The organism is Ruegeria sp. BG10 (assembly GCF_056538575.1).
Map to the genome: position 1 here is coordinate 142,899 of NZ_JBQFTI010000008.1, position 22,561 is coordinate 165,459.

Genomic DNA, 22,561 nt, shown 5'->3' on the forward strand with positions numbered 1-22,561 from the left:
GATTTCTTTGATCACTCTGTAAATACTCACCCCAACAGGTCCGCCGCCGGGTTTTCGGCGATGTCCACGTCATCGTAGTATTTCTGCGCCTGGGCCATAGAGCGGTGCAGGGAGAGGCGCATGGCGGCCTGGATCGGGGCGCCGTCAAGTGCGGCCTGGGTGAGAAAGCCCGAGCGCAACCCGTGCGGCGAGGCAAAGTCTTCTGGCAATCCGGCCAGCCTCAGCCGGTGTTTTATGATCTGATAAATCGCATCCGGGCTGAGGCGGCGTTTCAAAACGCGATCTGCCTTGGAAATGGGCCGGAACAACGGCCCGTTGGTGATCTCGCCAACCTCGATCCAATGCATCAGTGCCTGGGCGGCGCGTCCCTTCAGTACCAGCCACGGGGTGTCGCCCTTGGCGGTTGTTTTGGTTTCCAGCAGGGAAATCCAAACACGATCTTTTTTCTCAAATTCCTTCAGCGAGACATCCTCGCGCATCAGCCCGGTGATTTCGGACCGCCGCCGACCCCCCGACGCCCAGCCCAGCATCAGGATTGCCCGGTCGCGGCAATCCCGTCGGCTTCCCCTGCAGGTGGCCAGCAGCTGCTCGAGAACCTCACGAGTGATCGGATGCTGCGATTTCGGGGCAGGGGGGCGGGCAGCTGCACGGCGGGCTTTGGACCGAGCCTGTTTGACTTGCGGGGTGTCAAAAGGTGAGGTGAGGTTCTTCATCCGATGAAAGGCCAGCCAGGACGCAATGCGCCGGTCCAGGGTCGACGGCGCCGGGCAGGTCAGTGACCTACGCAGCCCTTGTCTGATGAGCACTTCTGCCGTTTGACGCGCGATGTCGTCTTCTGTTGCGTCGCTTAGATCCCGCGCGTGATCAAGGATGAAGGCGAGGGCGATGGCCTCGGCTTCCGGCCAGTCAAGCACTGCGCCAAACCGTGCTGATTTCCAGGCGGTGATGTAGAGCAGGTCGCGCTCATAAGCCCTGAGCGTGTTCGTAGGTGTCCCACGCACGTAAAGGTCGGTCAGCGCGTCTTGGTCCGCTTGCGACAGGGCGGCGGAGGCAGCGGGAAGGTATGGCGCAGGTAGCTTCATAAGCCCCATTCTGCGCCAAAATAGGGTGGAGATCAAACACAACTGATAAGCGATACTTATCGAGGATAATAAGGTCTTAATGAAACCTGAAAGGTAGTATGCAAAAACACCACTTAATGCGCACTGCGGGCGCACCGGCTCGCATATCCGGCACACTTGGATATATGCAGAACTCCGGTTACGCTGAATAAAAATTCAGAGGTACAGCGTGCGGCGTTTAATCCTTCAGATCGCAGCGATCCTGGTTTTCGCTGGGGAGCTTCATGCCGAGAAACAGGATTATCTTGAGCTTGCCCGGCGCGGCTGGGGGTACGAGCTTCGGGCCACGATGCTGGGCCGCGACATGGCCATTCCGGTGCATATCAATGGCCGGAACCTTGCCGGAGCCTCTCTGTGCCTGGTTGGGGAACGGCCGCATCCGCTGACGCTAGCGGTACTGAACACCTTTCGGGACCTGCTGAAGCACAGCTATGGCCATCCAACGCCGATGCGTTATGCGGGGCGGTCCGCCAGCAATTGCGGCACTGGGCGGACCGTGGTGCTGCGCCTTTACTCGGGATACCCCCCGGAACAGGAACTGTCTTCGGATCTGGACTGGCTCAGTGAAACCCATCAGCTTGGCCTGCCTTCCGGGCGCAGATATTTGGTGACATCGCCGGCGATGGCGCAAACCTTCTTTGGCCGTCGCGGACAAGGGACACATCTTGTGGTCAAGCAACCGGCGCATGGCCGGCCCGACTTGTTGGAGGCGGCGTTTCACAAATCGATCCTGCTGGAAGAGCTTTTCCAGACTTACACGTTCGGAATGGACATTTTGCTGAGCGACAGGACAGCCGGGTTTTTGTCGAAGCTGCAAGAAACGCCGGTGAACCTGCACCGATTTCCGTGGAACTCGCACGCTTTCATGCGAGCACTGCTGAATTCCAACCCTGGCGGGCTATGTGCCTTTGACGTGTTCATGCTGCACGCGGTTGCCCAGTCGCCGGTAGATCAGACCATTGACCCGGGTTTCATCGACTATATCGACGACGAGTATGATCACCTTTGGGCGCAAACCGATGAAACGCTGACGGACCCGCAGTTTGCGTCGCTGTTCGATGAGGGCTGCACCCGCGCGGTTCAGGTTTCAAGGTAATACCATCGGGTGTATTTTGCGGGGCATGGGACTCCGGTTAGCCTGTATTCGGGTCCCGTACCATCGGAACCCAGGGGAGGTCATATGGACACTCGGCCAGAAAACCCGCCGCGCGCGATTGCGGGGGTGTCGCGTTATCTGTCGCAAGGGCTTGTCGGGCACGAGCATCTGGTCGAAAGCCTGCTGATCGCGCTGCTCGAAGGGGGCCACCTGCTGGTCGAGGGCGCACCCGGTCTGGCCAAGACCCGCGCGGTCAAATGGTTGGCGAAAGCTGTCGAAGGCAGCTTTGCCCGCATACAATGCACTCCCGACCTGATGCCATCCGACGTGACCGGGACACCGGTCTATCAGCCGCAGAAGGGCCGGTTCGAATTTGTTCCCGGGCCGGTTTTTCACACTCTGGTGCTGGTCGATGAGATCAACCGGGCCCCGCCCAAGGTCCAGTCCGCTTTGCTGGAGTCGATGGCAGAACATCAGGTGACCGTCGGGAATGAGACCCACGCTTTGCCCGATCCGTTTCTGGTCATAGCCACCCAGAACCCGATCGAACATGATGGGACTTTTCCCTTGCCCGAGGCGCAGTTGGACAGGTTCCTGCTGCATGTGGTCCTGTCGCATCCGGATGTGGAGACCGAGCGGCAGATACTTGATCTGGTCATCTCCGAAACGCAGGACGGCCCGCCCGGCGTGCAGCGCATGACGCTTAAGGAATTGCGGGCCGCGCGGGCCGAGGCGCGCGCGGTGCACGTGGCCCCGGAATTGCGCGACTACATCGTGCGCCTTGTATCCGCAACACGCCAGGGGCCACTGGCCGAACGCATAGAACATGCGGTCTCGCCGCGCGGCTCGCTGGCGCTGGCGTCGGCGGCACGGGCGCGCGCCTATCTGCGCGGCCGTGACTTTGCCTTGCCCGAGGACGTGGCGGCAGTGGCCCCTGACGCGCTGGCCCATCGGATGGTTCTGACCTGGCGCGCGGTCGCGGATGGTCGCAAGCCGCGCGGATTGGTTGCGGATATTCTGAACACGGTCGAACCGTTGTGACCGCCGTTCTGTCTCATGCCGGTGTGACTTTGACCTCGGACGCGTTGATCGCATTGCGGCGCGTGGCTTTGACGACCCAGGCCGATCCACCTGTGGTTGCCTTGCCCGGAGGGTTCCTGACACGAAAGCGCGGGCAGGGCGTTGAGGTGGCTGATGCGCGGGAATACGTGGCCGGTGACGACATCCGCCATCTGGACCGGGGCACAACCGCGCGCACCGGGCGGCTGCATGTGCGCCAGTTTCAGGAAGAACGCGACCGGGTCTCACTGCTGGTGGCCGATTTTCGGGCGCCGATGTTCTGGGGGTTGCGACGGGCCTTTCTATCTGTTGCCGCCGCCGAGGCGCTGGTTCTGATCGGCTGGCACCTGATTGAAAGCGGCGGGCGCGTTGGTCTGTTGGCCATTACGGCCGGGGCGCCGGTCATCATTCCGCCGCGCGGCAGAACCCGCGGCATGCTGGATGTGATCGGCGGACTGGTGCAGGCCCATGGGCGCAGCCTGACAGCGCTACAAATCGGTCGGGATGACGCGCGATCACTGGAACAGGCGCTGGAAGGTGTGGAACGCCTGACACGATCAGGGTCAGAGGTCATTATCGCCTCGGGCTTTGATACGCCGGTTGCCGCTTTGGCGGATCGGCTGGACCGGATCGCCCATCGGCGCAGCCTGCGGCTTATTCTGATCACCGAAAGCAAGACCCATGACATGCCGCGCGGCTGGTATCCCATGCGCCTGCCCGACGGGCGACAGAAACGCGTCTATCTGACCGGAACCGAAACCGGGGGTGATCTGCTGTATCAGAACATCGGCACCCATCAGGCGCTTGTTCTGAACGCAAGCGATCCGGTGGAAGAGACCGGTCAACGCATTGCGCTTGCGTTTTCGGAAAGGTTTGCCGCATGAGCGAAACGATGATGTCGGACAGCACAATGCTGGCCAGCCTGCGGGACATACGTTTACCTGCCGAAGCCGCAGGTGGCGTTTGGGCGGACTATGCGGTGGTCATCGGCCTGTCGACCCTTACTGCCATCTGCGTCGTGTTTGTGTTGCGGGTGTTAAGCACTCGGCGGCCCGCGACCCGGGCAGGCCGCGAGGTTGAAGACGTTACAGGCTGGTCGGATGACCGGCTCAGGGTGGCGCTGCTGCACCAGCTTCGCGAGCAGAACCCGCAACGGTATTCGGAACTCTCAAAAGGTCTCTATCGCCTGGACGGCGGGCCAAGTCTTGCGACCCTGAAAGATGAGGTGGCGCGTTGTGTTTGAGCTTGCCGATCCCTGGGTGTTGCTTCTTCTGCCTGCCCCGCTGCTGATCGCACGCGTTCTCAACTCACAGCCCATGCTGGATGGCGGTTTCCCGGTTCCCGAGCGCATCGGCGCGATGCTTGACGCCGCAAGCGCTGGCGGTGATCCCGGCAGGCGCAGGTTCGCAGATCAGGCGGTGTTGTGGGCCATCTGGATCCTGCTGATTTTTGGGCTATCCGGCCCGCGTGAACTGACGCCGGTGAGCGCGCTGAAAGTCTCGGGCCGTGATCTTGCGATTGTTCTGGATCTGTCCGGATCAATGGTGCGAGACGATTTCTATCTGGACGACCGCCAGATCACACGGCTCGAGGCCGTCACGACCGTGGGTGCCGATTTCGCCCGACGCCGGGCAGGGGACCGGGTCGCGCTGATTGTCTTTGGGTCCGAGGCCTATTTCGCCACCCCGTTCACCTTCGATACCGAAGCGGTGGCCAAGCGGATCGAAGACGCCAGCATCGGCATTTCGGGCCGCGCAACGAATATCTCAGACGGTCTTGGATTGGCGTTGAAACGGCTGGCAGACAGTCAGGCGGCGTCCCGGGTCGTCATTCTGCTGTCGGACGGGGTGAACAATGCCGGTGCCACCAATCCGCGCGGGGTTGCGGAACTGGCCGCCGGGATGGGGGTGCGCGTCCACACCATTGCCCTGGGGCCGAAAGATCTGGAAAGCGCAAAGATCGGTGAGCGCGGCGTGGTCGACGCCGCAACCCTGCGCGCCATTGCGCAGGTGTCGGGCGGTGAAAGCTTCCGCGTCAAAACCACCGATGATCTGATCGAGGTCACACAGGCGCTGGATCGTCTGGAAGCCAATGACAGTGCGGGTCTGACCGCCGAGGTCTATCGCGACCACTGGACCTGGCCCGCCGCGCTGGCCGCAGCCCTGGCGCTTTTGGCAGCGTGGAGGCATTCGGGATGATGGAAACGGATTTCAGCCTGCTCAGACCCTATTGGATGCTGGCTGTTCCGGTTGTTGCAGGCCTGGCCTGCTGGGTGCTGTCAAACGCCCGTGGATTTGGTACGTGGGACAAGGTCGCTGACGCCGCATTGATGCAGGCGATGGCGGCAATTGGCCGGATCGAAGGGGCGTCCATGCCCCTGACGCGGATTGCGCAGCTCTCGGTCGCCGGGCTCTGCGTGATTGCCCTGACCGGTCCGGCGATCGAACGGCGGGGTGCCGAGACCTATCGAAATTTGGATGGGGTTTTGTTTCTGGTCGATGCGTCGGCAAGTGTGTCCGACAGCGAGCGCTGGCCGCAAATGCTGACCATGGGGCGATTTGGTGTCAGTGCGCTGGGGTCACGGCCCGGCGGGATCATCGTGTTTGCGGGCGACGCCTATGTCGCGACTGACATGACAACCGATCACCGGCAATTGGGCCAGACCTTTTCTCTGATTGATGTCGATACCGTACCGGACAAGGGCTCGCGTCCCGAGCGCGCACTGGCATTGGCTGCGCGACGGATGGATGAGGCCGGGATTCTGGCCGGTGATGTCGTTCTGTTCACCGATGGCGAAGGTCTGGGGGTGGCTTCGCTGCAGGCCGCCGCCGCGCTGGCTGATCGCGGTGTCAGAGTGTCCGTGGTTTCGCTGGACGCGCCCTCTGCGCAGATCCAGACCCATGCCAGCGTCGGCAGCGGCGCGGTTTTCACATTGGATCAGACCGATGATTTGGGGGGGTGGTTGTCCGAAGACGCCACGACGCGGCTTGAGAAGTCGGATTTCCCGGTGCTCTTCTGGCACGATCTTGGGCGATATCTGCTGTTCCTCGCTCTGTTCCCGATGCTGCTGCTGTTCCGGAGGGAGCGGGCATGAAGTGGCTCGCGGTCTTCAGTGTTGCCCTGATTGCCTTTGCGATTGCACTGGGGGGTGCAGCCCCGTTTGGCCGGATCGCTTTGGCGCTTGGGATGAATACGATTGCCGCCCGGCTGTTTGAAGACCCGGATTGGCAGGGTGTGGCCCTATACCGGGCGGGCCAATTCGACGAAGCAGCGCAGGCGTTTGAGAATGCGGGGTCGCTGTACAACCTCGGGAATGCTCAGGTTCATGGCGGTCGTATTGCCGCCGCGCTAGAGGCTTATGATCAGGCGATTGTGACGGGTGACGCGGACGCGCAGGCCAATTTCGATGTTGTCGCCGCCTTTTATGCAGGTCTGCAGATCGATCCCGAAGCGCTTGGCCTGTTCCCCGAGCGAAAAACCGGGCCTCAGGCCGACAGCTTTATAGCGCGCGGTGATGCGCGTGCGGCGGGCACGGGCAGCGAGGTCACCAATTCCAACACGATGCTCGGGCTGGCGGAACTGGACAGTCGCGGGCGTCTAGGGGTGCGGCGTATTTTTGACGACAAATTCATGGTGGCGGATGAACGATGGCTCAACCAGTTGTCCGACGTGCCGGGGGAATTCATGGCCGCCCGGATCGCGCAGGAACACAAACGCCGCGAAAAACTGGGGCTTTCACCGCCGGAACCGGAGGACCCGCAATGAAGTGGTTGGCTCTTGCTTGGCTGTTTTTCCCTTTGCAGGTCCTGGCGCAATCTAAAACCGTCTTGCCGTCGGAACTGTCGATTGAGGTGACGGTCGAGGACAGCAGCGTTGTGCCGTTTACACGCGAAATGATCCTGATCACCATTCGGGGTGTGTATCGGCGTCATATTACGCGGGAAAAGCTGATACAGCCGGATTTCGATGGTTTCAGCTGGGCGCAGCTTGGGCCGGATCACTGGACTGAGGAAAGGATCAGCGGGCGGAACTTCAAGGTTTTCACCCGGCGCATGGCGGTCTACCCGGTCAGGTCCGGGGAACTGACTATTGACCGGTTCACCCATAACCTGACGCTGACCGATGAAAGTGACGACTGGTTCGAGCATAACATCCAGTCCGAACCGCTGACCATCGAGGTCGCCGAAGCACCGGCCTCGGCGGACTGGTGGTTTCCCGTGCGTGACCTGCAAATCTCGGACCAGTGGTCGAACGCACCGGATCAGCTGTCGCCGGGTGAGGGCGTTCTGCGTGTGATCCGGATTGAGGCGCTGGGGGCGACGCCCGAGATGGTTCCCCCGATGCCCGATCTGCGCTCACCTTCCGCGATGATCTTTGCCCATCCGGAAAAACGGTTGGTGGAATTGACACCGGAAGGTCCGGTGACCTATGCATTCTGGCGCTGGACCATTCGGCCCGGCAATGACACGTCGGGCATCGTGGAGCCCCTGCAACTCAGTTACTTTGACACCATCGCGCGCGAGGCGCGCGAGGTCACAATCTCGGCGCAGCGGGTGGCCTATGGGGCCGTCGCAAACAGTGAAATCGCCAAGGCATCCCCACCTATTCCCACCGCCGCAAGGTTACCAGGCTGGCCGGCGTTTGTGCTGGCTGTAATCGTTTTCGCAGCCGCTGTGGGGTTGGGCATGTCGGGTCGCAAGCTGACCGGTATCCAGGCGTTGCAGCGTTTTGCGGCCTTTGATCCTCTGGCGCGGGATCTCAGAGCGTGTGCCAGAAACGGAAGTGCCCGTGGTGTGCGTCAGGCCGCGGCTTCAATCTTGCGACGCGATGGGCCATCACCGGCGCGCGTTGCGCAGTTGCAGGACTTTGACCGATGCTGTTTCGATCCAAAATCTCCGGCACCCAATTTGCGACGGTTTGCCGGGAAATTCCTGCGCAACTGACCCTTCATGAACGGCAAGGTTCTGTTTATTGGCGCATTTTTTCCGGTTTCATCCTGAAACAGTTGAACTGATCCCGATTTGCTGTACCTTTCCCAGCAGAGGAGAAATAATGCATACGGTGGGGTACCCCAAAGCGGTGGACCAGGTGTCCAACGTTTTGATTGTGGATGATCATCCGCTTTTCAGCGATGCGCTGGCTGCAGCATTGCAGCTAAGTTTCGACGACTGCTGTATCAAAAAAGCAAGCACGCTGAAACAGACGTTCGAAGTGCTCGGCGGCGGTTTCAAAGCTGACCTGATCATGTTCGACCTGAAGCTGCCCGATGTAACCGGTATTTCGGGGTTCCAGCAGTTGCGCGACCGGTGGCCCTCGACTCCGGTTCTGGTGATCTCGGCGCTTGCGTCGGGTGAGCTTGTCCGGTCTCTGCTCGACTATGGCGCCATGGGGTTTCTGCCCAAGGACACTTCGGCTCAGAAGCTGAAATTCGCCATTCAGGAAGTGGTCGCAGGGCGCAGGTATATTCCGGCAGAGTACAGCCATGCGGAAGAACCGAAATCGCCGGAAAACACGGTGTATCAGTCAAGCCCCGAGCTTTCGACGCTGACACCGCAACAGGTGCGCATTCTCAAGCTTATCTGCGTGGGAATGTCGAACAAGCAGATCGCATATGAACTGACTTTGGCCGAAGCCACCGTCAAAGCGCATATCACCGCATTGCTGCGCCGTCTGGGGGTTCGCAACCGAACGCAGGCCGCTGTTCTGGTCGACTCTGTCATGGCCCGGCAAACACGGCATGAGCCGGAGGTCAAATCCTTTCTGCAACACTGAGGATGGCAAATGCGGGATCTGAAGCTGGGACCAAACTTCATAGCGATTGGCAGGTCGCTTGCCTCGGACCCACATGCCGCCGTCGAACAGGCATGTGCGGATATCGACAGCCAGAAATCCTGCTTTGTGCTGGCATTCATTCCAAACAGGCTGGACCCGTTAGAGGTATCGCGCGGCCTGAACCGCAAACTGTCCGGCGTGCCGGTTTTTGGGTGCACCACTGCCGGGCAGATCACCGAGCTTGGGTATGAATCCGACGCTCTGCTTCTGCTGTCCTTTCCAAAATCGAACTTCCGCTGCTCGTCCATCCTGTTCGAAGGACTCAGACCGCTGAATTCCACGGAAATCGCCGCTGTTGCACAACGCCAGGCCGAGCGTTTCCGGCACACCGCAGGCTGGAACAGGCTGGCGCTGGTGTTTTCAGACGGGCTGTCGAAACAGGAGGACCTGCTGGTCTCGACGCTCGAGGCCGTTCTGGATGGCCTGCCGATTTTTGGCGGATCGGCAGGCGACGGTCTGCAATATGAAGAGACGTTTGTTCTGCACAGCGGCAGGGCCTACAGCAATGCCGCAGTCTTGCTGCTGATTGAAACCAACCTGAGATTCCAGGGCATTGGGTTTGATCACTTCCTGCCCATCGGATCCGAGATCATTATTACCGACGCCGACCCGGACGAGCGCATGGTCTATGAGATAAACGGCGCGCCTGCGGCGCAGGAATATGCCCGGCTGGTCGGATGTGCGGCCTCGGATCTGTCGCCGCTGGTTTTCGCCGAAAACCCGCTTTTGCTGCGGCAGGACCTAAACTACTATGTCCGCGCCATACGCGAGGCGACGGATACGCAAGCCCTGTCATTTCTGGCGGCGATTGACGATGGCCTTATCATGACCCTGGGACGCGGCAAAGAGATCATCAAGACGCTGGAAGCCGGGTTGGACATTCGCGACAACGCGGGAAACGCTCCGGATTTCATCCTTGGTTTCGATTGCGTCCTGCGCAAGCTGGAAATCGAACAAAAACAACTGGGCAAACAGGTCTCGGACGTGTTGCAAACCCGTCGGGTGGTTGGTTTCAACACCTATGGAGAGCAACAGTCAGGCGTACATATGAATCAGACCTTCGTGGGTGTGGCCTTTTTCAAACCCGAGAAACGTGAACTGAGTTGACCATGCTGAACCCCGACGATCCGCTGGAACTTCAGGTCGTCAAACAGGCGAAAATCATCGATGCGCTGATGCGCCGCGCCAATCGCCAGAAGGATGTGGGCCCATCCGCATTCCGCGCCTTTCAGTCCGCAATCGAGCTTCAGCAACGTGTGGTCGAGCAAAGCCGGGATCTGGAACGTGCAACCACCGAACTGGAAAGCGCCCGGTACGAGCGTGAACAGACGCGAAAAACACTGGTCAAAGCCCTGTCTTCGATGGAGGAAGGATTTGCCCTGTTCACCGATGGTGAGTTGAACTTGTGTAACGAGCTGTTTCAGGCTGTGTTTCTAGATGTGTCCGAACTTGTCAGGCCGGGACTTCGCCTGAGGCGGTTCTTTTCGCTGGTGAAGGACAGCGGGCAGTTTGTTTCCTCGGACCGGGGCGTGTCGAACATGATGGATACGCTGGAGCGAAATTCCCATTCCGGGATGGTATCGAGCGAGGTGATCGAACTGCGCGGCGACCGCTGGTACAAGCTGAGCGCGCAATATACCTCACCCGAGAATGTGGTCATTCTGCTGACCGACATCACGTCGGTTGTGCGCCGAAATCGCGACGAAAAAGAAACCCTCATCGACCGGCAGGAGGACTATCTTCAGGCGGTTTTTCAGAACATGAGTTCGGGCGTGTGCACATTTTCCGCGGATGGCGACATCATGATGCACAACGCGCGGTTTAGGGACCTTCTGAATGTGCCCAGATCGTTGCTGCAGGGCAATGTGCCGGTACAGACACTTTTGGATTTGTTGCGCGCGCGCGGGCTGATCAGAGCCGATGATCAACTGAAGATCGCAAAATGGCAGCTTGAGCTGAACAGCCGGGGCTGGCTGCGCAAACGCGTGCGCGACGGGGCGGACCGGGTTCTAGACATTCAGGCCAACCAGTTGCCGGATGGCGGGTTTCTGGTCGAACTCAAGGACGTGACACTTGAGGCGCGCGCGACAGAGACGCTGGAAAACCGCGTCATGGAACGCACCGCTGAACTGACCCGCGCCAATGAAAAACTGACCCGCGAATATGAGGAAAAGGCCAACGTAGAAGAGGCGCTGCGGATCGCCAAAGAACGCGCCGAGGCTGCGGTGTCGTCCAAGACCCGTTTTCTGGCGGCCGCCAGCCATGACCTTCTGCAGCCGATCAATGCCGCCAAGCTGATGATTTCGACCCTGACCGAGATTTCACGCAACACCGAGCTTTACGAGATGGTCGAGCGTCTGGATGGCGCCTTTGGATCAGCTGAGCAACTGCTGCACTCGCTGCTCGATATCTCGCGGCTGGAAACGGCTGATCCGGACACGGTTTCGCCGACCAACGTCAGTCTGGCTTCGGTCATTGCCGGTATTCAGGGCGATCAGTCACTGGTGGCCGAGAACAAGAACATCCGGCTGGACGTGGTTACATGTTCGGGCTTTGTGCATTCTGATCCGGTTTATTTGCTGCGGTCGATCCAGAACTTGGTCGTAAATGCCATTCAGTACACAGAACCCGGCGGCAGGGTTCTGGTGGGGTGCCGCAACCGTGGTGACAAAATCGTGCTGCAGGTGTGGGACACCGGAATAGGCATCGCGCGAAAAGATCAGGCGCGCGTGTTCGAGGAATTCGCCCGGGCGGACAACGTACCTTTGGGCTCGGGCATGGGGCTGGGGCTTTCCGTGGTCGACCGTGCCTGCCGCCTGTTGGGGCACAAATTATCCGTGCGGTCTAAGCCGGGCGTCGGTTCCGTGTTCAGCATCGAAATGGACCGGGTCGAGTCGGAGCGCGGCACAAGCGAGCCCCTTGATTTGCTGCCAAATACCGGGGACGTTCCGCTGGATTACATCGCGCTTGTCATCGAGAATGATCGCGATGTTCTTTTTGGCACAACGCAGTGGCTGGAACAGAATGGCGCCAGCGTCCTGCCCGCCGGATCCCCGCAAGAGGCCATTCGGTTTGTGACCGATATCGGGATGCCGCCGGACATCATACTGGCGGATTACCAGCTTGATGACGGAGACACCGGAGTGGATGCGATCCGTCAGATCCGCGAAATGACCCAAACGCGCGTTCCGGCCATTCTGATTACTGCGGATCGCAGCGAAGCGGTGCGCAAAGCCGGTCTGCGGCATGAGATTTCTGTTATGACGAAACCGGTGAAACTGTCGCGATTGCGGCCATTGATAATCTGGAAAATCCAGCGCAGCGTGGCGGCCCAAGCGCTGGACACCGACAAAAGTCGGCAATGACACGACCGCTGAAGGCCATACTCTCAACTGTGGGAGGAGATTGACTCATGAGGATGATTTTATTCGGCCTGGCGATGGTCGGCCTAAGCTTCAATCCGGCCCATGCGGCACCGGTTGAGGCGGAGCAGGCTTATGATCTTCTGTTTCAAGGGGGTGTTCTGGATACGATTGATCGGGACAAGGAACTTGTTTACCAGCGCACTGTGACAAACCGGCTGAAACCCGAAGCCGCCGCGCGCGATACCGGGGACATCGCGCTTAGCTTCACCGAGGACGGGACAGAGATGGCACAGTTGGAGTTCCGTCAGGATGAAAAACACCGTGCGATGGGTGTCTTTCCGGCCAGTGTCGGCAACCCGATGATCATGGTGTTCTATGAAAGCACCATCCGCGATATGGCGGAATCCGCCGGTGGAAGCCCGTTCTACATTCGCAACCGGGTCAAGGACGCATTGGTGCAACCCGCCGAAATGGTTGAGGGCGAGGCTATTGTCGACGGCAAAACCGTGACTGTGCAGACCATTCGAATGCGCCCCTTTGCAGAAGACCCGAACAGGGATCGGATGCAGGGGTTTGGGGATCTGGTTCTCAGCGTCACTGTTTCAGAGGAAGTGCCGGGGTGGTATCTGCGACTTGTCGCCGAGACCGAACCCGCAGACGGCAGCAACGCGGTTTACCGGTCGGAAATGCAGTTCGAAGAGGTGCAGGAGGGGCGGCAATGACCACAACGGCCCGGCTGGCAGCTTTTGCCGTTGCGCTCTGCGCAGCGATCCCATCCGTATCCGGGGCGCAAAGCATTGCGGAGCGGTTGAACGACTATCCTACTGCTGCGCGGGCCGATTACGTGTTCGCCTGTATGGTCACGAATGGTCAGTCCCGCGAAATGCTGGACCGTTGTTCGTGTTCGATTGATTTGATTGCGTCGATTCTGCCCTATGAAAGATATGAACAGGCCGAAACGGTCTTGTCGATGCGCCGGGTTGGCGGCGAGCGTATGGCGTTTTTCAAAAGCGCGGTCATGGCGGAAACGATGGTGGCCGACCTGCGCAGGGCACAGGCCGAAGCTGAAGTAGTCTGTTTCTGAACCCGAACAGCGCGCTGATTAACTGGACGTTGATTTCGGAAGGTCGGCTTGGAAACTGTTGCCTTCGGTATCGGTTGCTTTGACCGTCAGCGTGGTTGTTCCGTTGTCGTTATACGCAAAACGGAAGGCCGGGTTTTCTGAAATGGAAATACCGCCTTCCATGGTGAACAGCAATTCGTCGCCTTGCCAGACCTCAAGATGGTCAATGAAATGCGCCGGGATAAACAGCTGGGTGATCTGATCCCGCTGCAGCCCTGAATAGTTCGGATGCCGGATCATGATCTGGGCTTCGCGGCGCGGGGTCGAGATTTGCGCCTGTTCCCCAAAGCTGCGGAGCTTCATCTTACCCATCGACGCCAACGCCACCTCGGGGTCGCGGCTGGCCGGGGCGGAACATCCACCAGACGCTTTTACAAAGCGGCCCGCCATATGCAGCCCCTCTTGCGTCTCGGCAATCACGCGGATGTTCGAGTACTGGTCGACGCGCACCCGCATTTCGAAATCAAGTTCCCCCATGGCCGGGGAAAAGGTGAAAACGCCAGCAATCGGGGCCGGGTTTTCGTCAATCACGACGGTCGCGGATTTGACTTGCACGTTTGGATCAAGCTGCTTCAACAGGATTGGAACCGTCGCCGCATCATGGGCGCGGTAGGGCGCGTCCACGGACAAAAACGTTTCTGCACTGCCAAGCTCGGCATCACCGACAACATCGTAGCGCAAATCCTGCCAGGTCTCGCTTTCGACCAGCGGATTCTTGGCGGATTGGTCTGCCCAAACAGGCAGCGACAGTGCAAGTGAAAGGACCATTGAGGGTCCGATGAGTCTGGCCATGTTGTCTCCTCCGGTAACCGGTGGCGCAAAATATGCCATAAAATCCCAATAAAAAATACGCCGACAAAAGGCTGTGTGGCTTCCACGGCGAGTTATGCCAAAGTTCCAGGCGGAGGATTGCGATGTTTGAAGCCGTTTTCATGTTGTGTCTGGAAGCGTCAGACGGGCTGTGCCGAAATCAGCTTTTGCCGGGATACGAGGCCACATCTCAGGAAGCGTGCGAGCAAATGCTGGCCGTAGACCCCCCATTTGACGATCCCGAACAGACTGCGGACGCCTTTTGCCAACCCGTTGGCATTTCGCTGGAATTTGACGAGATCGCGCCCGGTCTGTTTGTCCATCGCGGCCGGATCGAAGAGCCGAACGCCGACAATCGTGGGGACGTGTCTAATATCGGGTTTGTTATCGGTGAGGACAGTGTCGCAGTGGTGGACACCGGCACCGCCCCATGGATGGGAGAAGCCATCTGGCGCGCCATTCGGCAGCGAACGGATAAACCCGTCAGTCACGTAATTTTGACCCATATGCACCCGGATCACGTCCTTGGAACCGCGCCCCTGGCGCGATCGGGCGCGCAAGTGGTAGCCCATTCGGGGCTGGAAAGGGCGCTGCTGGACAGGCAAGCCAACTATGTCGAAAGCCTGAGCGGCCTGATCGGCCACACGGAATACCTTGGGGCTGATCTGGTAGTGGTCGATTTGCCGGTCAGCGGGGATGACGAGATTGATTTGGGCAACCGCAGGTTGGCCCTGCGCGCCTGGCCGTCTGCGCATACCAGCAACGATCTGACCGTTTTGGATCGGGACACGGGCATTCTGTTCACTGGTGATCTGGTTTTCCACATGCACACGCCAGCACTGGATGGTCGGCTGGTCGGCTGGCGGCGTGTGTTGAATGAGATGTCAGATATGGAGGTCACCCGGATTGTGCCGGGGCATGGCGGTCCGGTGCTGGCATGGCCCGAGGGCGGGGAAGATATGCAACGGTATCTGGACGTGCTGGAAATCGACACGCGGGCGGCAATTGACAGCGGCCAGCGGCTTGGCGACGCCGTGGAAACCATCGCGCAGGGCGAGGCCGGAAAATGGGAGTTGTTCGAGGCCTATAACCCCCGCAACGCGACCGTCGCCTTTACCGAGCTTGAATGGGAATAAGCCCGCTCAGCCCTGATCCGACGCGAGTTGTTGCAGCATCTGCGAAATGGCGAACAGGCGGCGCTCGATGATCTGCGGGGTTTCGCACAGATAGGTGATCGAGCGCTGGCGGTCGGAATAGATCAACTGATCCCAATCCAACTGCTCTTCCAGCGCATCGACCCTGTCATAATCCGGGGGATCGGCGGTCAGGGCCTGATCCATATCGGCGCGGGCCAGGTCGATCTTGTCTGCCAGATCAATCTGTTTCAGCGAAAACTCTCCGATGCCGCCGATAATACGGGCACGCCGTTTGGACAGCGTGTCGAACACTCGCTGAAAGACCCGGCCCAGCACATCCGTATCACCGTTGTGGCGTGCTGCGAAGGCTGCGACGCTGGGTTGAAGCTCTTCCAGTTCGATGCGGCGCAGCGCCAGAAGGCCTGCCATTTCGTCGATCTCGGGCTGCAGGTCGGTTGCCGCGTCGTCAATCTGATGCGGCCACATCAGGCCCAGTGACAGGTTTTCGACCTTGCGTTGAATGCAGGGCCAGGTCGGGTCGGAAAAATCCGCCGCAAAACCGGGGCCCGCCAAACTGATCAAGGCCAGGGCCGCTATGGTCTGCTTGTTCAACATCGCAGGTCTCCTTCCCCCGGACACTATGCCCGAAGCCTGCGCGCTGAGTCCACCAAACCCAATACACACCATTGTCTTAATTGTTTGAGTGACATGCCAGCCGTCATACTCAAACCAAGCACGCGGTGTCTGAATGATTCCGGTGCAAGGGAGGACAGACACATATGAGAACGCGCGCGGCAGTTGCTTTGGCGGCAGGTCAGCCTTTGGAGATTATGGAGGTTGAGCTTGCTGGCCCCAAGGCGGGCGAAGTTCTGATCGAGGTCAAGGCAACAGGGCTTTGCCATACGGACGAATTCACCCGGTCCGGTGACGATCCCGAAGGCATCTTTCCGGCCATCCTGGGTCATGAGGGCGCGGGTGTTGTTCTTGAAGTGGGCGAAGGCGTCACCAGCCTGGAGGTTGGTGATCACGTGATCCCGCTTTACACGCCCGAATGTCGTGAATGCGAATATTGCCTAAACCCTAAAACAAACCTCTGCCAGAAAGTGCGCGCCACGCAGGGGGCGGGCTTGCTGCCGGATGGCACCACGCGGTTCAGCATGTTGGATGGAACGCCGATCCATCACTACATGGGCTGCTCGACCTTCGCCAATCACACGGTGGTGCCCGAGATTGCGTTGGCCAAGGTCCGCAAGGACGCCCCGTTCGACAAGATTTGCTATATCGGCTGCGGCGTCACCACCGGCATCGGCGCGGTGATCAACACTGCCAAGGTCGAGATCGGCTCGCGCGGGGTTGTGTTCGGCCTGGGCGGCATTGGGCTGAACGTGATCCAGGGATTGCGTATGGCGGGTGCGGATCAGATCGTTGGCGTCGATCTGAATGACGGCAAGGCTGAAATGGCGACCCATTTCGGCATGACCGATTTCGTGAACCCATCGAAAGTCAGCGGCGATCTGGTTGCCCATCTGGTCGAGCTGACCGGCGGCGGCGCGGATTACACCTTTGACGCAACAGGCAATGTGGGCGTGATGCGGACCGCGCTGGAATGCGCGCATAAAGGATGGGGCGAAAGCATCATCATCGGCGTGGCCCCTGCGGGGGCCGAAATCTCGACCCGCCCGTTCCAACTGGTCACAGGCCGGTCGTGGCGCGGGACGGCGTTCGGAGGCGCAAAGGGCCGCACGGATGTCCCGAAAATCGTCGACTGGTACATGGACGGAAAGATCGAGATCGACCCGATGATTACCCACAAGCTGAAGCTTGAAGAGATCAATCACGGGTTTGATCTGATGCACGAAGGCAAATCGATCCGGGCGGTAGTGGAGTACTGACATGGATCTCAAGGTCATCTCACAAAACCGCAGTTTTGGAGGGGAACAGACAGTTTGCTCCCACCAGTCCGAAACCTGCGACTGTGAGATGACCTTTGCGGTTTATCTGCCACCTCAGTCCAGAACGGGTCCGGTCCCGGTTTTGTGGTACCTGTCCGGACTGACCTGCACCCACGAAAACGCTATGACCAAAGGTGGGTTCCAGGAAGCCGCAGCGGATTTCGGGGTCGCGGTGATCTTCCCCGACACGTCCCCACGAGGGGAGAACGTTGCTGACGACGATGCTTATGATCTTGGGCAGGGGGCTGGCTTTTATGTCAACGCAACACGCGATCCATGGCGGTCGCATTTCCGGATGTATGACTACATTGTCGAAGAGTTGCGCGACATCGTGCTGAGGAACTTCCCGGTTCAGGACGTGCACGGAATTACCGGCCACTCCATGGGGGGGCACGGCGCGCTGACGATCGCGATCCGCAACGCTGAGAAATTCGAAGCGCTGTCGGCCTTTGCGCCAATTGCCCATCCGACCCGATCCGATTGGGGCCGCAAGCAACTCAGCAGTTATCTGGGCGATGACGAAAACACCTGGGCCGAACACGATTCAACGCTTCTTCTGGAAGAATACGGGTGGAAAGGCGACTTGCTGATCGATCAGGGCGCGGATGACCAGTTCCTTGACCTGCTCAAGCCTGAAGCTCTGGCCAACATGATGGCAAAGCGTCGCCAGCCCGGACAGATCAGAATTCAGCAGGGGTATGACCATTCGTACTTCTTCGTGAACAGCTTTGCGCGGGACCATGTGGAATGGCATGCCGAGCGGCTCAGCCAATGAAAACAGCAAGGAAAGATCAATAGTGTTCAGAACAGTGATACCAGCGGCCTGCCTCATGATTGTGCCGATTGTTGCAAGCGCCGAGGGCGACCCGGATGCAGGGGCTAAAGTGTTCCGTAAGTGCAAGGCCTGCCATGCGGTCGGCGAGGGGGCGGAAAACAAGGTCGGTCCGGCGTTGAACGGCATTGTTGGTCGACAGGCGGCCACGGTCGCGGATTTCGGCTATTCACCCGCCCTGATCGAACTGTCCGAGGGCGGTTTGGTCTGGACGCCCGAGGAGCTGGACGCGTTCCTGACCAAGCCGCGTGACTATGCCAAGGGCATCAAGATGACATTTGCCGGTCTGCGCAAGGAAGAGGACCGGGTCAACATCATCGCTTATCTTGCGACCTTCCCCGACGAAGGATCGTAAGACGCGAAATCGCTCGCCCCCGAACTTGGCCAGAGGAGAGGCCGCCCGGGTGAGCAAACTACGGCACCGTAGTCCAACCTGGCTGAGGTGTTTCATTGCAGCGGCATCGCTGCACTCAAGGGAGGAGATTGAATGAAAAAGTTATCGCTTTGGACCTCCGGGATCGCCATTGCCATGGCCAGCACGGCATATGCCAATGACGACCTGATTGCCCAGATGGATAACCCGAAACAATGGGCGATCCAGACGGGTGACTACAAGAACCAGCGCTATTCGGAACTGGATCAGATTACTGCGGACAACGTAGGTGATCTGCAGGTTGCGTGGACATTCTCGACCGGCGTTCTGCGCGGGCACGAAGGTTCGCCGCTGGTGATCGGCGACATGATGTATGTCCACACGCCGTTCCCCAATATCGTTTACGCGCTTGATCTGGCCAACGAGGGCAAGATCGTCTGGAAGTATGAGCCCAAGCAGGACCCGGACGTCATTCCGGTGATGTGCTGTGACACCGTGAACCGCGGTGTGGCCTATGCGGACGGCAAGATCTTCCTGCATCAGGCAGACACCAAGGTTGTCGCGCTGGACGCCAAATCCGGTGACGTGGTCTGGGAAGTGCAGAACGGCGACCCGGCGATTGGTGAAACCAACACGGCCACTGTGCTGCCGGTCAAGGACAAGGTCATTGTCGGCATTTCTGGTGGCGAGTTCGGTGTGCGCGGGTCGGTCACGGCCTATGACATGAACTCGGGCGAGCAGGTCTGGCGCGCCTATTCCATGGGACCGGATTCTGACATCCTGGCCGATCCGGAAAAGACCACCCATCTGGGTAAACCGGTTGGCGCGGACTCGGGCACCAATACCTGGGAAGGCGATCAGTGGAAGATCGGTGGCGGCACCACATGGGGCTGGTACTCGGTCGATCTGGACGAGAACCTGATGTACTACGGCACCGGGAACCCGTCGACATGGAACCCGGCGCAGCGTCCGGGCGACAACCGCTGGTCGATGACCATCATGGCGCGTGACATCGACACTGGTATGGCACGCTGGTTCTACCAGATGACGCCGCATGACGAATGGGACTACGACGGCATCAATGAAATGATCCTGACGGAACAGGACATTGATGGCACCGAGCGCAAGCTGCTGACCCATTTCGACCGCAACGGTCTGGCCTATACGATGGACCGCGTGACGGGTGAGTTGCTGGTGGCCGAAAAGTATGACCCGGTTGTGAACTGGACAACAGGCGTCGACATGGACCCCAACAGCGACACCTATGGTCGTCCGGCTGTGGTTGCTCAATATTCGACGGAACAGAACGGCGAGGACGTGAACTCGACCGGTATCTGCCCGGCGGCTCTGGGCACCAAGGACCAGCAGCCTGCAGCCTATTCGCCGAAGACCCAAGTGTTCTACGTGCCGACAAACCACGTCTGCATGGATTATGAACCCTTCCGTGTCTCCTACACAGCGGGTCAGCCCTATGTGGGTGCGACTCTGGCGATGTATCCGGCCCCCGACAGCCACGGTGGCATGGGCAACTTCATCGCGTGGGACAACATCAACGGTGAGATCAAGTGGTCGCTGCCCGAGCAGTTCTCGGTCTGGTCCGGTGCTCTGGCAACTGCTGGTGACGTCGTGTTCTACGGTACGCTCGAAGGGTATCTGAAGGCCGTTCATGCCGAAACCGGTGAGGAACTTTACAAGTTCAAGACACCGTCGGGTATCATCGGTAACGTGATGACCTATGAACAGGGCGGCAAGCAGTACATCGGCATCCTGTCGGGTGTTGGTGGCTGGGCCGGTATCGGTCTGGCGGCTGGTCTGACCAACCCGAATGACGGTCTGGGTGCTGTGGGTGGCTATGCCGCGCTCAGCGACTATACCGCGCTGGGTGGCCAACTGACCGTGTTCGCTCTGCCGAACTAAGCAAAACCCCGGCGCGGCCCTCGATGGTCGCGCCGGATTTCCACTTGCAGCAAACGAGACATCCATGACGCATCTAAAACGTCTTTCGGCAGCTTTACTTTTGTCCGGCCTTCCGCTTGCTGCGGCGGCCGACAATCTGACGGTCGCGTATTCCGAGGATGGGCGGTACTACACCGAAGACGATATCCCGACGTTCAACATCGCCGAAGACGGAACGGTGGACTGGATGACATTCTCGGGCTTTCGCCGCTATCACGCGGAATGCCACGTCTGTCACGGCCCGGATGGCGAGGGATCGACCTATGCCCCGGCTTTGAAGCAATCCGCGCTGGACATGGACTATTACGATTTCGTCGATGTTGTCACCAATGGACGCCAGGTGGTCAACGCCGCCGAAAACTCGGTCATGCCGGGCTTTGGCGACAACCCGAATGTGATGTGCTTTCTGGACGACATCTATGTTTATCTGAAGGCGCACGGATCTGAGGCGATCCCGCGCGGACGCCCGCCGAAGAAAGAAGCGAAATCGGAAGTAATCCGAGAGGATGAAGATGCCTGCATGGGCTAAGACCTGCCTTGCCGTTCTGGGGTTTGCCGCCTGTTTTTCGCAGGCGGCGCCTGCTGTTGCGCAGACGTCGGATTTGGTTTCGAACACGGCTTTTCGTGTCTGCGCTGACCCGGCCAATTACCCTGTCTCGTCCGAGGACGGATCGGGATACGAAAACAAACTGGCCGAGTTGATGGCGGGGAAGCTGGAACTGCCGGTTCAATATGTCTGGTTTCCACAGGCGACCGGGTTCATTCGCAACACGCTGACCGCCAAGCGCTGCGATGTCGTGATCGGCTATGCACAGGGTCACGAGCTGGTGCAGAACACCAATCACTACTACACCTCAGCCTATGCGCTGATAGTGCCCGATGACAGTGACCTGGCACAGGTCGATACGCTGGCCGACCCGGCGCTTCAGGGGCGGAAGATCGGCGTCGTGGCCGGCACGCCGCCGGCGGCCCATATGGCGCGTAATGGCCTGATCGGAAAAGCCAAGCCTTACAACCTTTTTGTTGACCGCCGCGTGGAAAGCCCCGCCATCGATATGCTGGACGACCTGCAATCCGGCGAGATCGACGCCGCGATCCTGTGGGGTCCGCTGGGCGGTCCTTTGGTCAAGGCGGATTATCCTGGCTTCAAGGTGATCCCTCTGGTCAAGGAAGACCTGCCACCGCGCCTGTTCTACCGCATCACCATGGGTGTGCGACAGGGCGAGAAAGTTTGGCAGCGGAGACTAAACTCTCTGATCCGGCGCAATCAGGATGAGATCAACGCGGTTTTGGCCGAAGCAGGTGTGCCGCTGGTTAACGATCTGGGAACCGAGGTGCTGGAGCTGTCGCAATGATCCGCGCCCTCGTGGCGTTTGCGATCTGCGCAGGCGCTGCGGCGGCCCAAACCGTTCCGGAGCCTTCCGACTATCGCATGGATCGTTACCGGGCACCAGTGCCGGACCGGGTTACCGGCGGCATCACCATAGGCCCGGAAGAGGCGCACGCGCTGTGGCAGGACAAGAGCGCAGCTTTCATTGATGTGCTCCCCCAGGCCCCCAAGCCCGCCAATCTGCCCAAGGGCACGATCTGGCGCGACAAGCCGCGCAACAGCATTCCCGGCGCGGTCTGGCTGCCCAATGTGGGCTACGGTGCCATTGCCAATGTCACCGCCGATTACTTTCGCAGCGGGCTTGAAACGGCCACGTCGGGTGATGCCGATCAGGCCGTTGTTTTCTTCTGCCTCGAAGATTGCTGGATGAGCTGGAACGCCGCCCGCCGTGCTATCGAGTGGGGCTATTCCAACGTCTATTGGTTTCCCGAAGGCACAGATGGCTGGGCGCTCTGGGACTATCCGATGGAACGGGTCAAACCGGCCCCCGGTCAGCCCGTTACCGGCGACGGGTAA

General features: G+C 59.6%; 24 protein-coding genes. 21 read left to right on the forward strand and 3 right to left on the reverse strand.

The genetic code is table 11. The annotated features are described in order from the left end of the window. Positions 1-26 precede the first annotated feature (26 nt). Entirely contained in the window at positions 27-1,082 is a 1,056-nt protein-coding gene (locus ACR0D8_RS21215; RefSeq protein ID WP_480649525.1) for a tyrosine-type recombinase/integrase, read from the reverse strand. 208 nt (positions 1,083-1,290) lie between these two features. Here ACR0D8_RS21215 and ACR0D8_RS21220 point away from each other — a divergent pair, with 208 nt between their 5' ends. The 13 genes from ACR0D8_RS21220 to ACR0D8_RS21280 all read left to right on the forward strand — a co-directional run bounded on the left by ACR0D8_RS21220 (position 1,291) and on the right by ACR0D8_RS21280 (position 13,557). Further along, entirely contained in the window at positions 1,291-2,217 is a 927-nt protein-coding gene (locus tag ACR0D8_RS21220) for a hypothetical protein (protein ID WP_480649526.1), read from the forward strand. An 84-nt stretch (positions 2,218-2,301) separates the two neighbouring features. Beyond that, positions 2,302-3,258: an AAA family ATPase gene (locus ACR0D8_RS21225; RefSeq protein WP_480649527.1), complete on the forward strand. Its 957-nt coding sequence runs from the start codon at positions 2,302-2,304 to the stop codon at positions 3,256-3,258. Further along, entirely contained in the window at positions 3,255-4,160 is a 906-nt protein-coding gene (locus tag ACR0D8_RS21230; protein ID WP_480649528.1) for a DUF58 domain-containing protein, read from the forward strand. The genes ACR0D8_RS21225 and ACR0D8_RS21230 overlap by 4 nt, the downstream gene beginning before the upstream one ends. Then, entirely contained in the window at positions 4,157-4,519 is a 363-nt protein-coding gene (locus tag ACR0D8_RS21235) for a hypothetical protein (RefSeq protein WP_480649529.1), read from the forward strand. The genes ACR0D8_RS21230 and ACR0D8_RS21235 overlap by 4 nt, the downstream gene beginning before the upstream one ends. Further along, positions 4,512-5,474 carry a VWA domain-containing protein gene (locus ACR0D8_RS21240; RefSeq protein WP_480649530.1) on the forward strand — a complete coding sequence of 321 codons (963 nt, stop codon included), beginning with the start codon at positions 4,512-4,514 and terminating at the stop codon, positions 5,472-5,474. The genes ACR0D8_RS21235 and ACR0D8_RS21240 overlap by 8 nt, the downstream gene beginning before the upstream one ends. Continuing rightward, on the forward strand, positions 5,471-6,370 hold the full coding sequence (locus tag ACR0D8_RS21245; protein ID WP_480649531.1) for a VWA domain-containing protein: 900 nt from the start codon (positions 5,471-5,473) through the stop codon (positions 6,368-6,370). The genes ACR0D8_RS21240 and ACR0D8_RS21245 overlap by 4 nt, the downstream gene beginning before the upstream one ends. Next, on the forward strand, positions 6,367-7,041 hold the full coding sequence (locus ACR0D8_RS21250) for a hypothetical protein (protein WP_480649532.1): 675 nt from the start codon (positions 6,367-6,369) through the stop codon (positions 7,039-7,041). Before ACR0D8_RS21245 ends, ACR0D8_RS21250 begins: the two co-directional genes overlap by 4 nt. After that, complete coding sequence (locus ACR0D8_RS21255; RefSeq protein ID WP_480649533.1) at positions 7,038-8,219, forward strand: hypothetical protein; 1,182 nt, start codon at positions 7,038-7,040, stop codon at positions 8,217-8,219. Before ACR0D8_RS21250 ends, ACR0D8_RS21255 begins: the two co-directional genes overlap by 4 nt. 109 nt (positions 8,220-8,328) lie before the next feature. Then, positions 8,329-9,048, forward strand: coding sequence for a response regulator (locus tag ACR0D8_RS21260; protein ID WP_480649534.1), 720 nt, complete (start codon positions 8,329-8,331; stop codon positions 9,046-9,048). Between the two features lie 9 nt (positions 9,049-9,057). Continuing rightward, positions 9,058-10,215, forward strand: a complete 1,158-nt coding sequence (locus ACR0D8_RS21265) for an FIST N-terminal domain-containing protein (RefSeq protein WP_480649535.1) — start codon at positions 9,058-9,060, stop codon at positions 10,213-10,215. 2 nt (positions 10,216-10,217) lie between these two features. Beyond that, complete coding sequence (locus ACR0D8_RS21270) at positions 10,218-12,473, forward strand: PAS domain-containing hybrid sensor histidine kinase/response regulator (protein ID WP_480649536.1); 2,256 nt, start codon at positions 10,218-10,220, stop codon at positions 12,471-12,473. Between the two features lie 47 nt (positions 12,474-12,520). After that, positions 12,521-13,195 (forward strand): hypothetical protein, encoded by a 675-nt coding sequence (locus ACR0D8_RS21275; protein ID WP_480649537.1) that lies wholly within the window; start codon positions 12,521-12,523, stop codon positions 13,193-13,195. After that, complete coding sequence (locus ACR0D8_RS21280) at positions 13,192-13,557, forward strand: hypothetical protein (protein ID WP_480649538.1); 366 nt, start codon at positions 13,192-13,194, stop codon at positions 13,555-13,557. Before ACR0D8_RS21275 ends, ACR0D8_RS21280 begins: the two co-directional genes overlap by 4 nt. 18 nt (positions 13,558-13,575) lie before the next feature. On the opposite strand, the gene ACR0D8_RS21285 is transcribed toward ACR0D8_RS21280, so the two are convergent. Beyond that, positions 13,576-14,388 (reverse strand): quinoprotein dehydrogenase-associated SoxYZ-like carrier, encoded by an 813-nt coding sequence (locus tag ACR0D8_RS21285; protein ID WP_480649539.1) that lies wholly within the window; start codon positions 14,386-14,388, stop codon positions 13,576-13,578. Positions 14,389-14,510: 122 nt separating this feature from the next. Between ACR0D8_RS21285 and ACR0D8_RS21290 the strand changes: the two genes are divergently transcribed. Then, positions 14,511-15,542 (forward strand): quinoprotein relay system zinc metallohydrolase 2, encoded by a 1,032-nt coding sequence (locus tag ACR0D8_RS21290; RefSeq protein WP_480649540.1) that lies wholly within the window; start codon positions 14,511-14,513, stop codon positions 15,540-15,542. Between the two features lie 6 nt (positions 15,543-15,548). On the opposite strand, the gene ACR0D8_RS21295 is transcribed toward ACR0D8_RS21290, so the two are convergent. Then, entirely contained in the window at positions 15,549-16,157 is a 609-nt protein-coding gene (locus ACR0D8_RS21295) for a hypothetical protein (RefSeq protein WP_480649541.1), read from the reverse strand. Between the two features lie 164 nt (positions 16,158-16,321). On the opposite strand from ACR0D8_RS21295, the gene ACR0D8_RS21300 reads away from it, so the two are divergent. The 7 genes from ACR0D8_RS21300 (at position 16,322) to ACR0D8_RS21330 (ending at position 22,561) form a co-directional block, all read left to right on the forward strand. Then, positions 16,322-17,434 (forward strand): S-(hydroxymethyl)glutathione dehydrogenase/class III alcohol dehydrogenase, encoded by a 1,113-nt coding sequence (locus tag ACR0D8_RS21300; RefSeq protein ID WP_480649542.1) that lies wholly within the window; start codon positions 16,322-16,324, stop codon positions 17,432-17,434. A gap of 1 nt (position 17,435) precedes the next feature. Beyond that, positions 17,436-18,269, forward strand: a complete 834-nt coding sequence (fghA, locus tag ACR0D8_RS21305) for an S-formylglutathione hydrolase (RefSeq protein WP_480649543.1) — start codon at positions 17,436-17,438, stop codon at positions 18,267-18,269. Positions 18,270-18,324: 55 nt separating this feature from the next. Next, complete coding sequence (locus ACR0D8_RS21310; protein WP_480649544.1) at positions 18,325-18,681, forward strand: c-type cytochrome; 357 nt, start codon at positions 18,325-18,327, stop codon at positions 18,679-18,681. Between the two features lie 132 nt (positions 18,682-18,813). Further along, the gene (xoxF5, locus tag ACR0D8_RS21315; RefSeq protein ID WP_480649545.1) at positions 18,814-20,616 is read left to right on the forward strand and encodes a lanthanide-dependent methanol dehydrogenase XoxF5; all 1,803 of its coding nucleotides are present in this window, start codon (positions 18,814-18,816) and stop codon (positions 20,614-20,616) included. A 64-nt stretch (positions 20,617-20,680) separates the two neighbouring features. Continuing rightward, a complete protein-coding gene (locus ACR0D8_RS21320) occupies positions 20,681-21,184 on the forward strand; it encodes a c-type cytochrome, methanol metabolism-related (RefSeq protein ID WP_480649546.1) in 504 nt (167 codons plus the stop codon). After that, positions 21,168-22,010: a substrate-binding domain-containing protein gene (locus ACR0D8_RS21325; RefSeq protein WP_480649547.1), complete on the forward strand. Its 843-nt coding sequence runs from the start codon at positions 21,168-21,170 to the stop codon at positions 22,008-22,010. Before ACR0D8_RS21320 ends, ACR0D8_RS21325 begins: the two co-directional genes overlap by 17 nt. Continuing rightward, the gene (locus tag ACR0D8_RS21330) at positions 22,007-22,561 is read left to right on the forward strand and encodes a PQQ-dependent catabolism-associated CXXCW motif protein (RefSeq protein WP_480649548.1); all 555 of its coding nucleotides are present in this window, start codon (positions 22,007-22,009) and stop codon (positions 22,559-22,561) included. The genes ACR0D8_RS21325 and ACR0D8_RS21330 overlap by 4 nt, the downstream gene beginning before the upstream one ends.

Bases quoted from the DNA above. Each gene is read 5' to 3' on its own strand.
- ACR0D8_RS21300 (WP_480649542.1), top strand. From the start codon at position 16,322: ATGAGAACGCGCGCGGCAGTTGCTTTGGCGGCAGGTCAGCCTTTGGAG.
- ACR0D8_RS21260 (WP_480649534.1), top strand. From the start codon at position 8,329: ATGCATACGGTGGGGTACCCCAAAGCGGTGGACCAGGTGTCCAACGTT.
- ACR0D8_RS21250 (WP_480649532.1), top strand. From the start codon at position 6,367: ATGAAGTGGCTCGCGGTCTTCAGTGTTGCCCTGATTGCCTTTGCGATT.
- ACR0D8_RS21320 (WP_480649546.1), top strand. From the start codon at position 20,681: ATGACGCATCTAAAACGTCTTTCGGCAGCTTTACTTTTGTCCGGCCTT.
- ACR0D8_RS21255 (WP_480649533.1), top strand. From the start codon at position 7,038: ATGAAGTGGTTGGCTCTTGCTTGGCTGTTTTTCCCTTTGCAGGTCCTG.
- ACR0D8_RS21235 (WP_480649529.1), top strand. From the start codon at position 4,157: ATGAGCGAAACGATGATGTCGGACAGCACAATGCTGGCCAGCCTGCGG.
- ACR0D8_RS21325 (WP_480649547.1), top strand. From the start codon at position 21,168: ATGCCTGCATGGGCTAAGACCTGCCTTGCCGTTCTGGGGTTTGCCGCC.
- xoxF5 (WP_480649545.1), top strand. From the start codon at position 18,814: ATGAAAAAGTTATCGCTTTGGACCTCCGGGATCGCCATTGCCATGGCC.
- ACR0D8_RS21280 (WP_480649538.1), top strand. From the start codon at position 13,192: ATGACCACAACGGCCCGGCTGGCAGCTTTTGCCGTTGCGCTCTGCGCA.
- ACR0D8_RS21270 (WP_480649536.1), top strand. From the start codon at position 10,218: ATGCTGAACCCCGACGATCCGCTGGAACTTCAGGTCGTCAAACAGGCG.
- ACR0D8_RS21275 (WP_480649537.1), top strand. From the start codon at position 12,521: ATGAGGATGATTTTATTCGGCCTGGCGATGGTCGGCCTAAGCTTCAAT.
- ACR0D8_RS21245 (WP_480649531.1), top strand. From the start codon at position 5,471: ATGATGGAAACGGATTTCAGCCTGCTCAGACCCTATTGGATGCTGGCT.
- ACR0D8_RS21225 (WP_480649527.1), top strand. From the start codon at position 2,302: ATGGACACTCGGCCAGAAAACCCGCCGCGCGCGATTGCGGGGGTGTCG.
- fghA (WP_480649543.1), top strand. From the start codon at position 17,436: ATGGATCTCAAGGTCATCTCACAAAACCGCAGTTTTGGAGGGGAACAG.
- ACR0D8_RS21215 (WP_480649525.1), bottom strand. From the start codon at position 1,082: ATGAAGCTACCTGCGCCATACCTTCCCGCTGCCTCCGCCGCCCTGTCG.
- ACR0D8_RS21295 (WP_480649541.1), bottom strand. From the start codon at position 16,157: ATGTTGAACAAGCAGACCATAGCGGCCCTGGCCTTGATCAGTTTGGCG.
- ACR0D8_RS21330 (WP_480649548.1), top strand. From the start codon at position 22,007: ATGATCCGCGCCCTCGTGGCGTTTGCGATCTGCGCAGGCGCTGCGGCG.
- ACR0D8_RS21265 (WP_480649535.1), top strand. From the start codon at position 9,058: ATGCGGGATCTGAAGCTGGGACCAAACTTCATAGCGATTGGCAGGTCG.
- ACR0D8_RS21290 (WP_480649540.1), top strand. From the start codon at position 14,511: ATGTTTGAAGCCGTTTTCATGTTGTGTCTGGAAGCGTCAGACGGGCTG.
- ACR0D8_RS21285 (WP_480649539.1), bottom strand. From the start codon at position 14,388: ATGGCCAGACTCATCGGACCCTCAATGGTCCTTTCACTTGCACTGTCG.
- ACR0D8_RS21310 (WP_480649544.1), top strand. From the start codon at position 18,325: ATGATTGTGCCGATTGTTGCAAGCGCCGAGGGCGACCCGGATGCAGGG.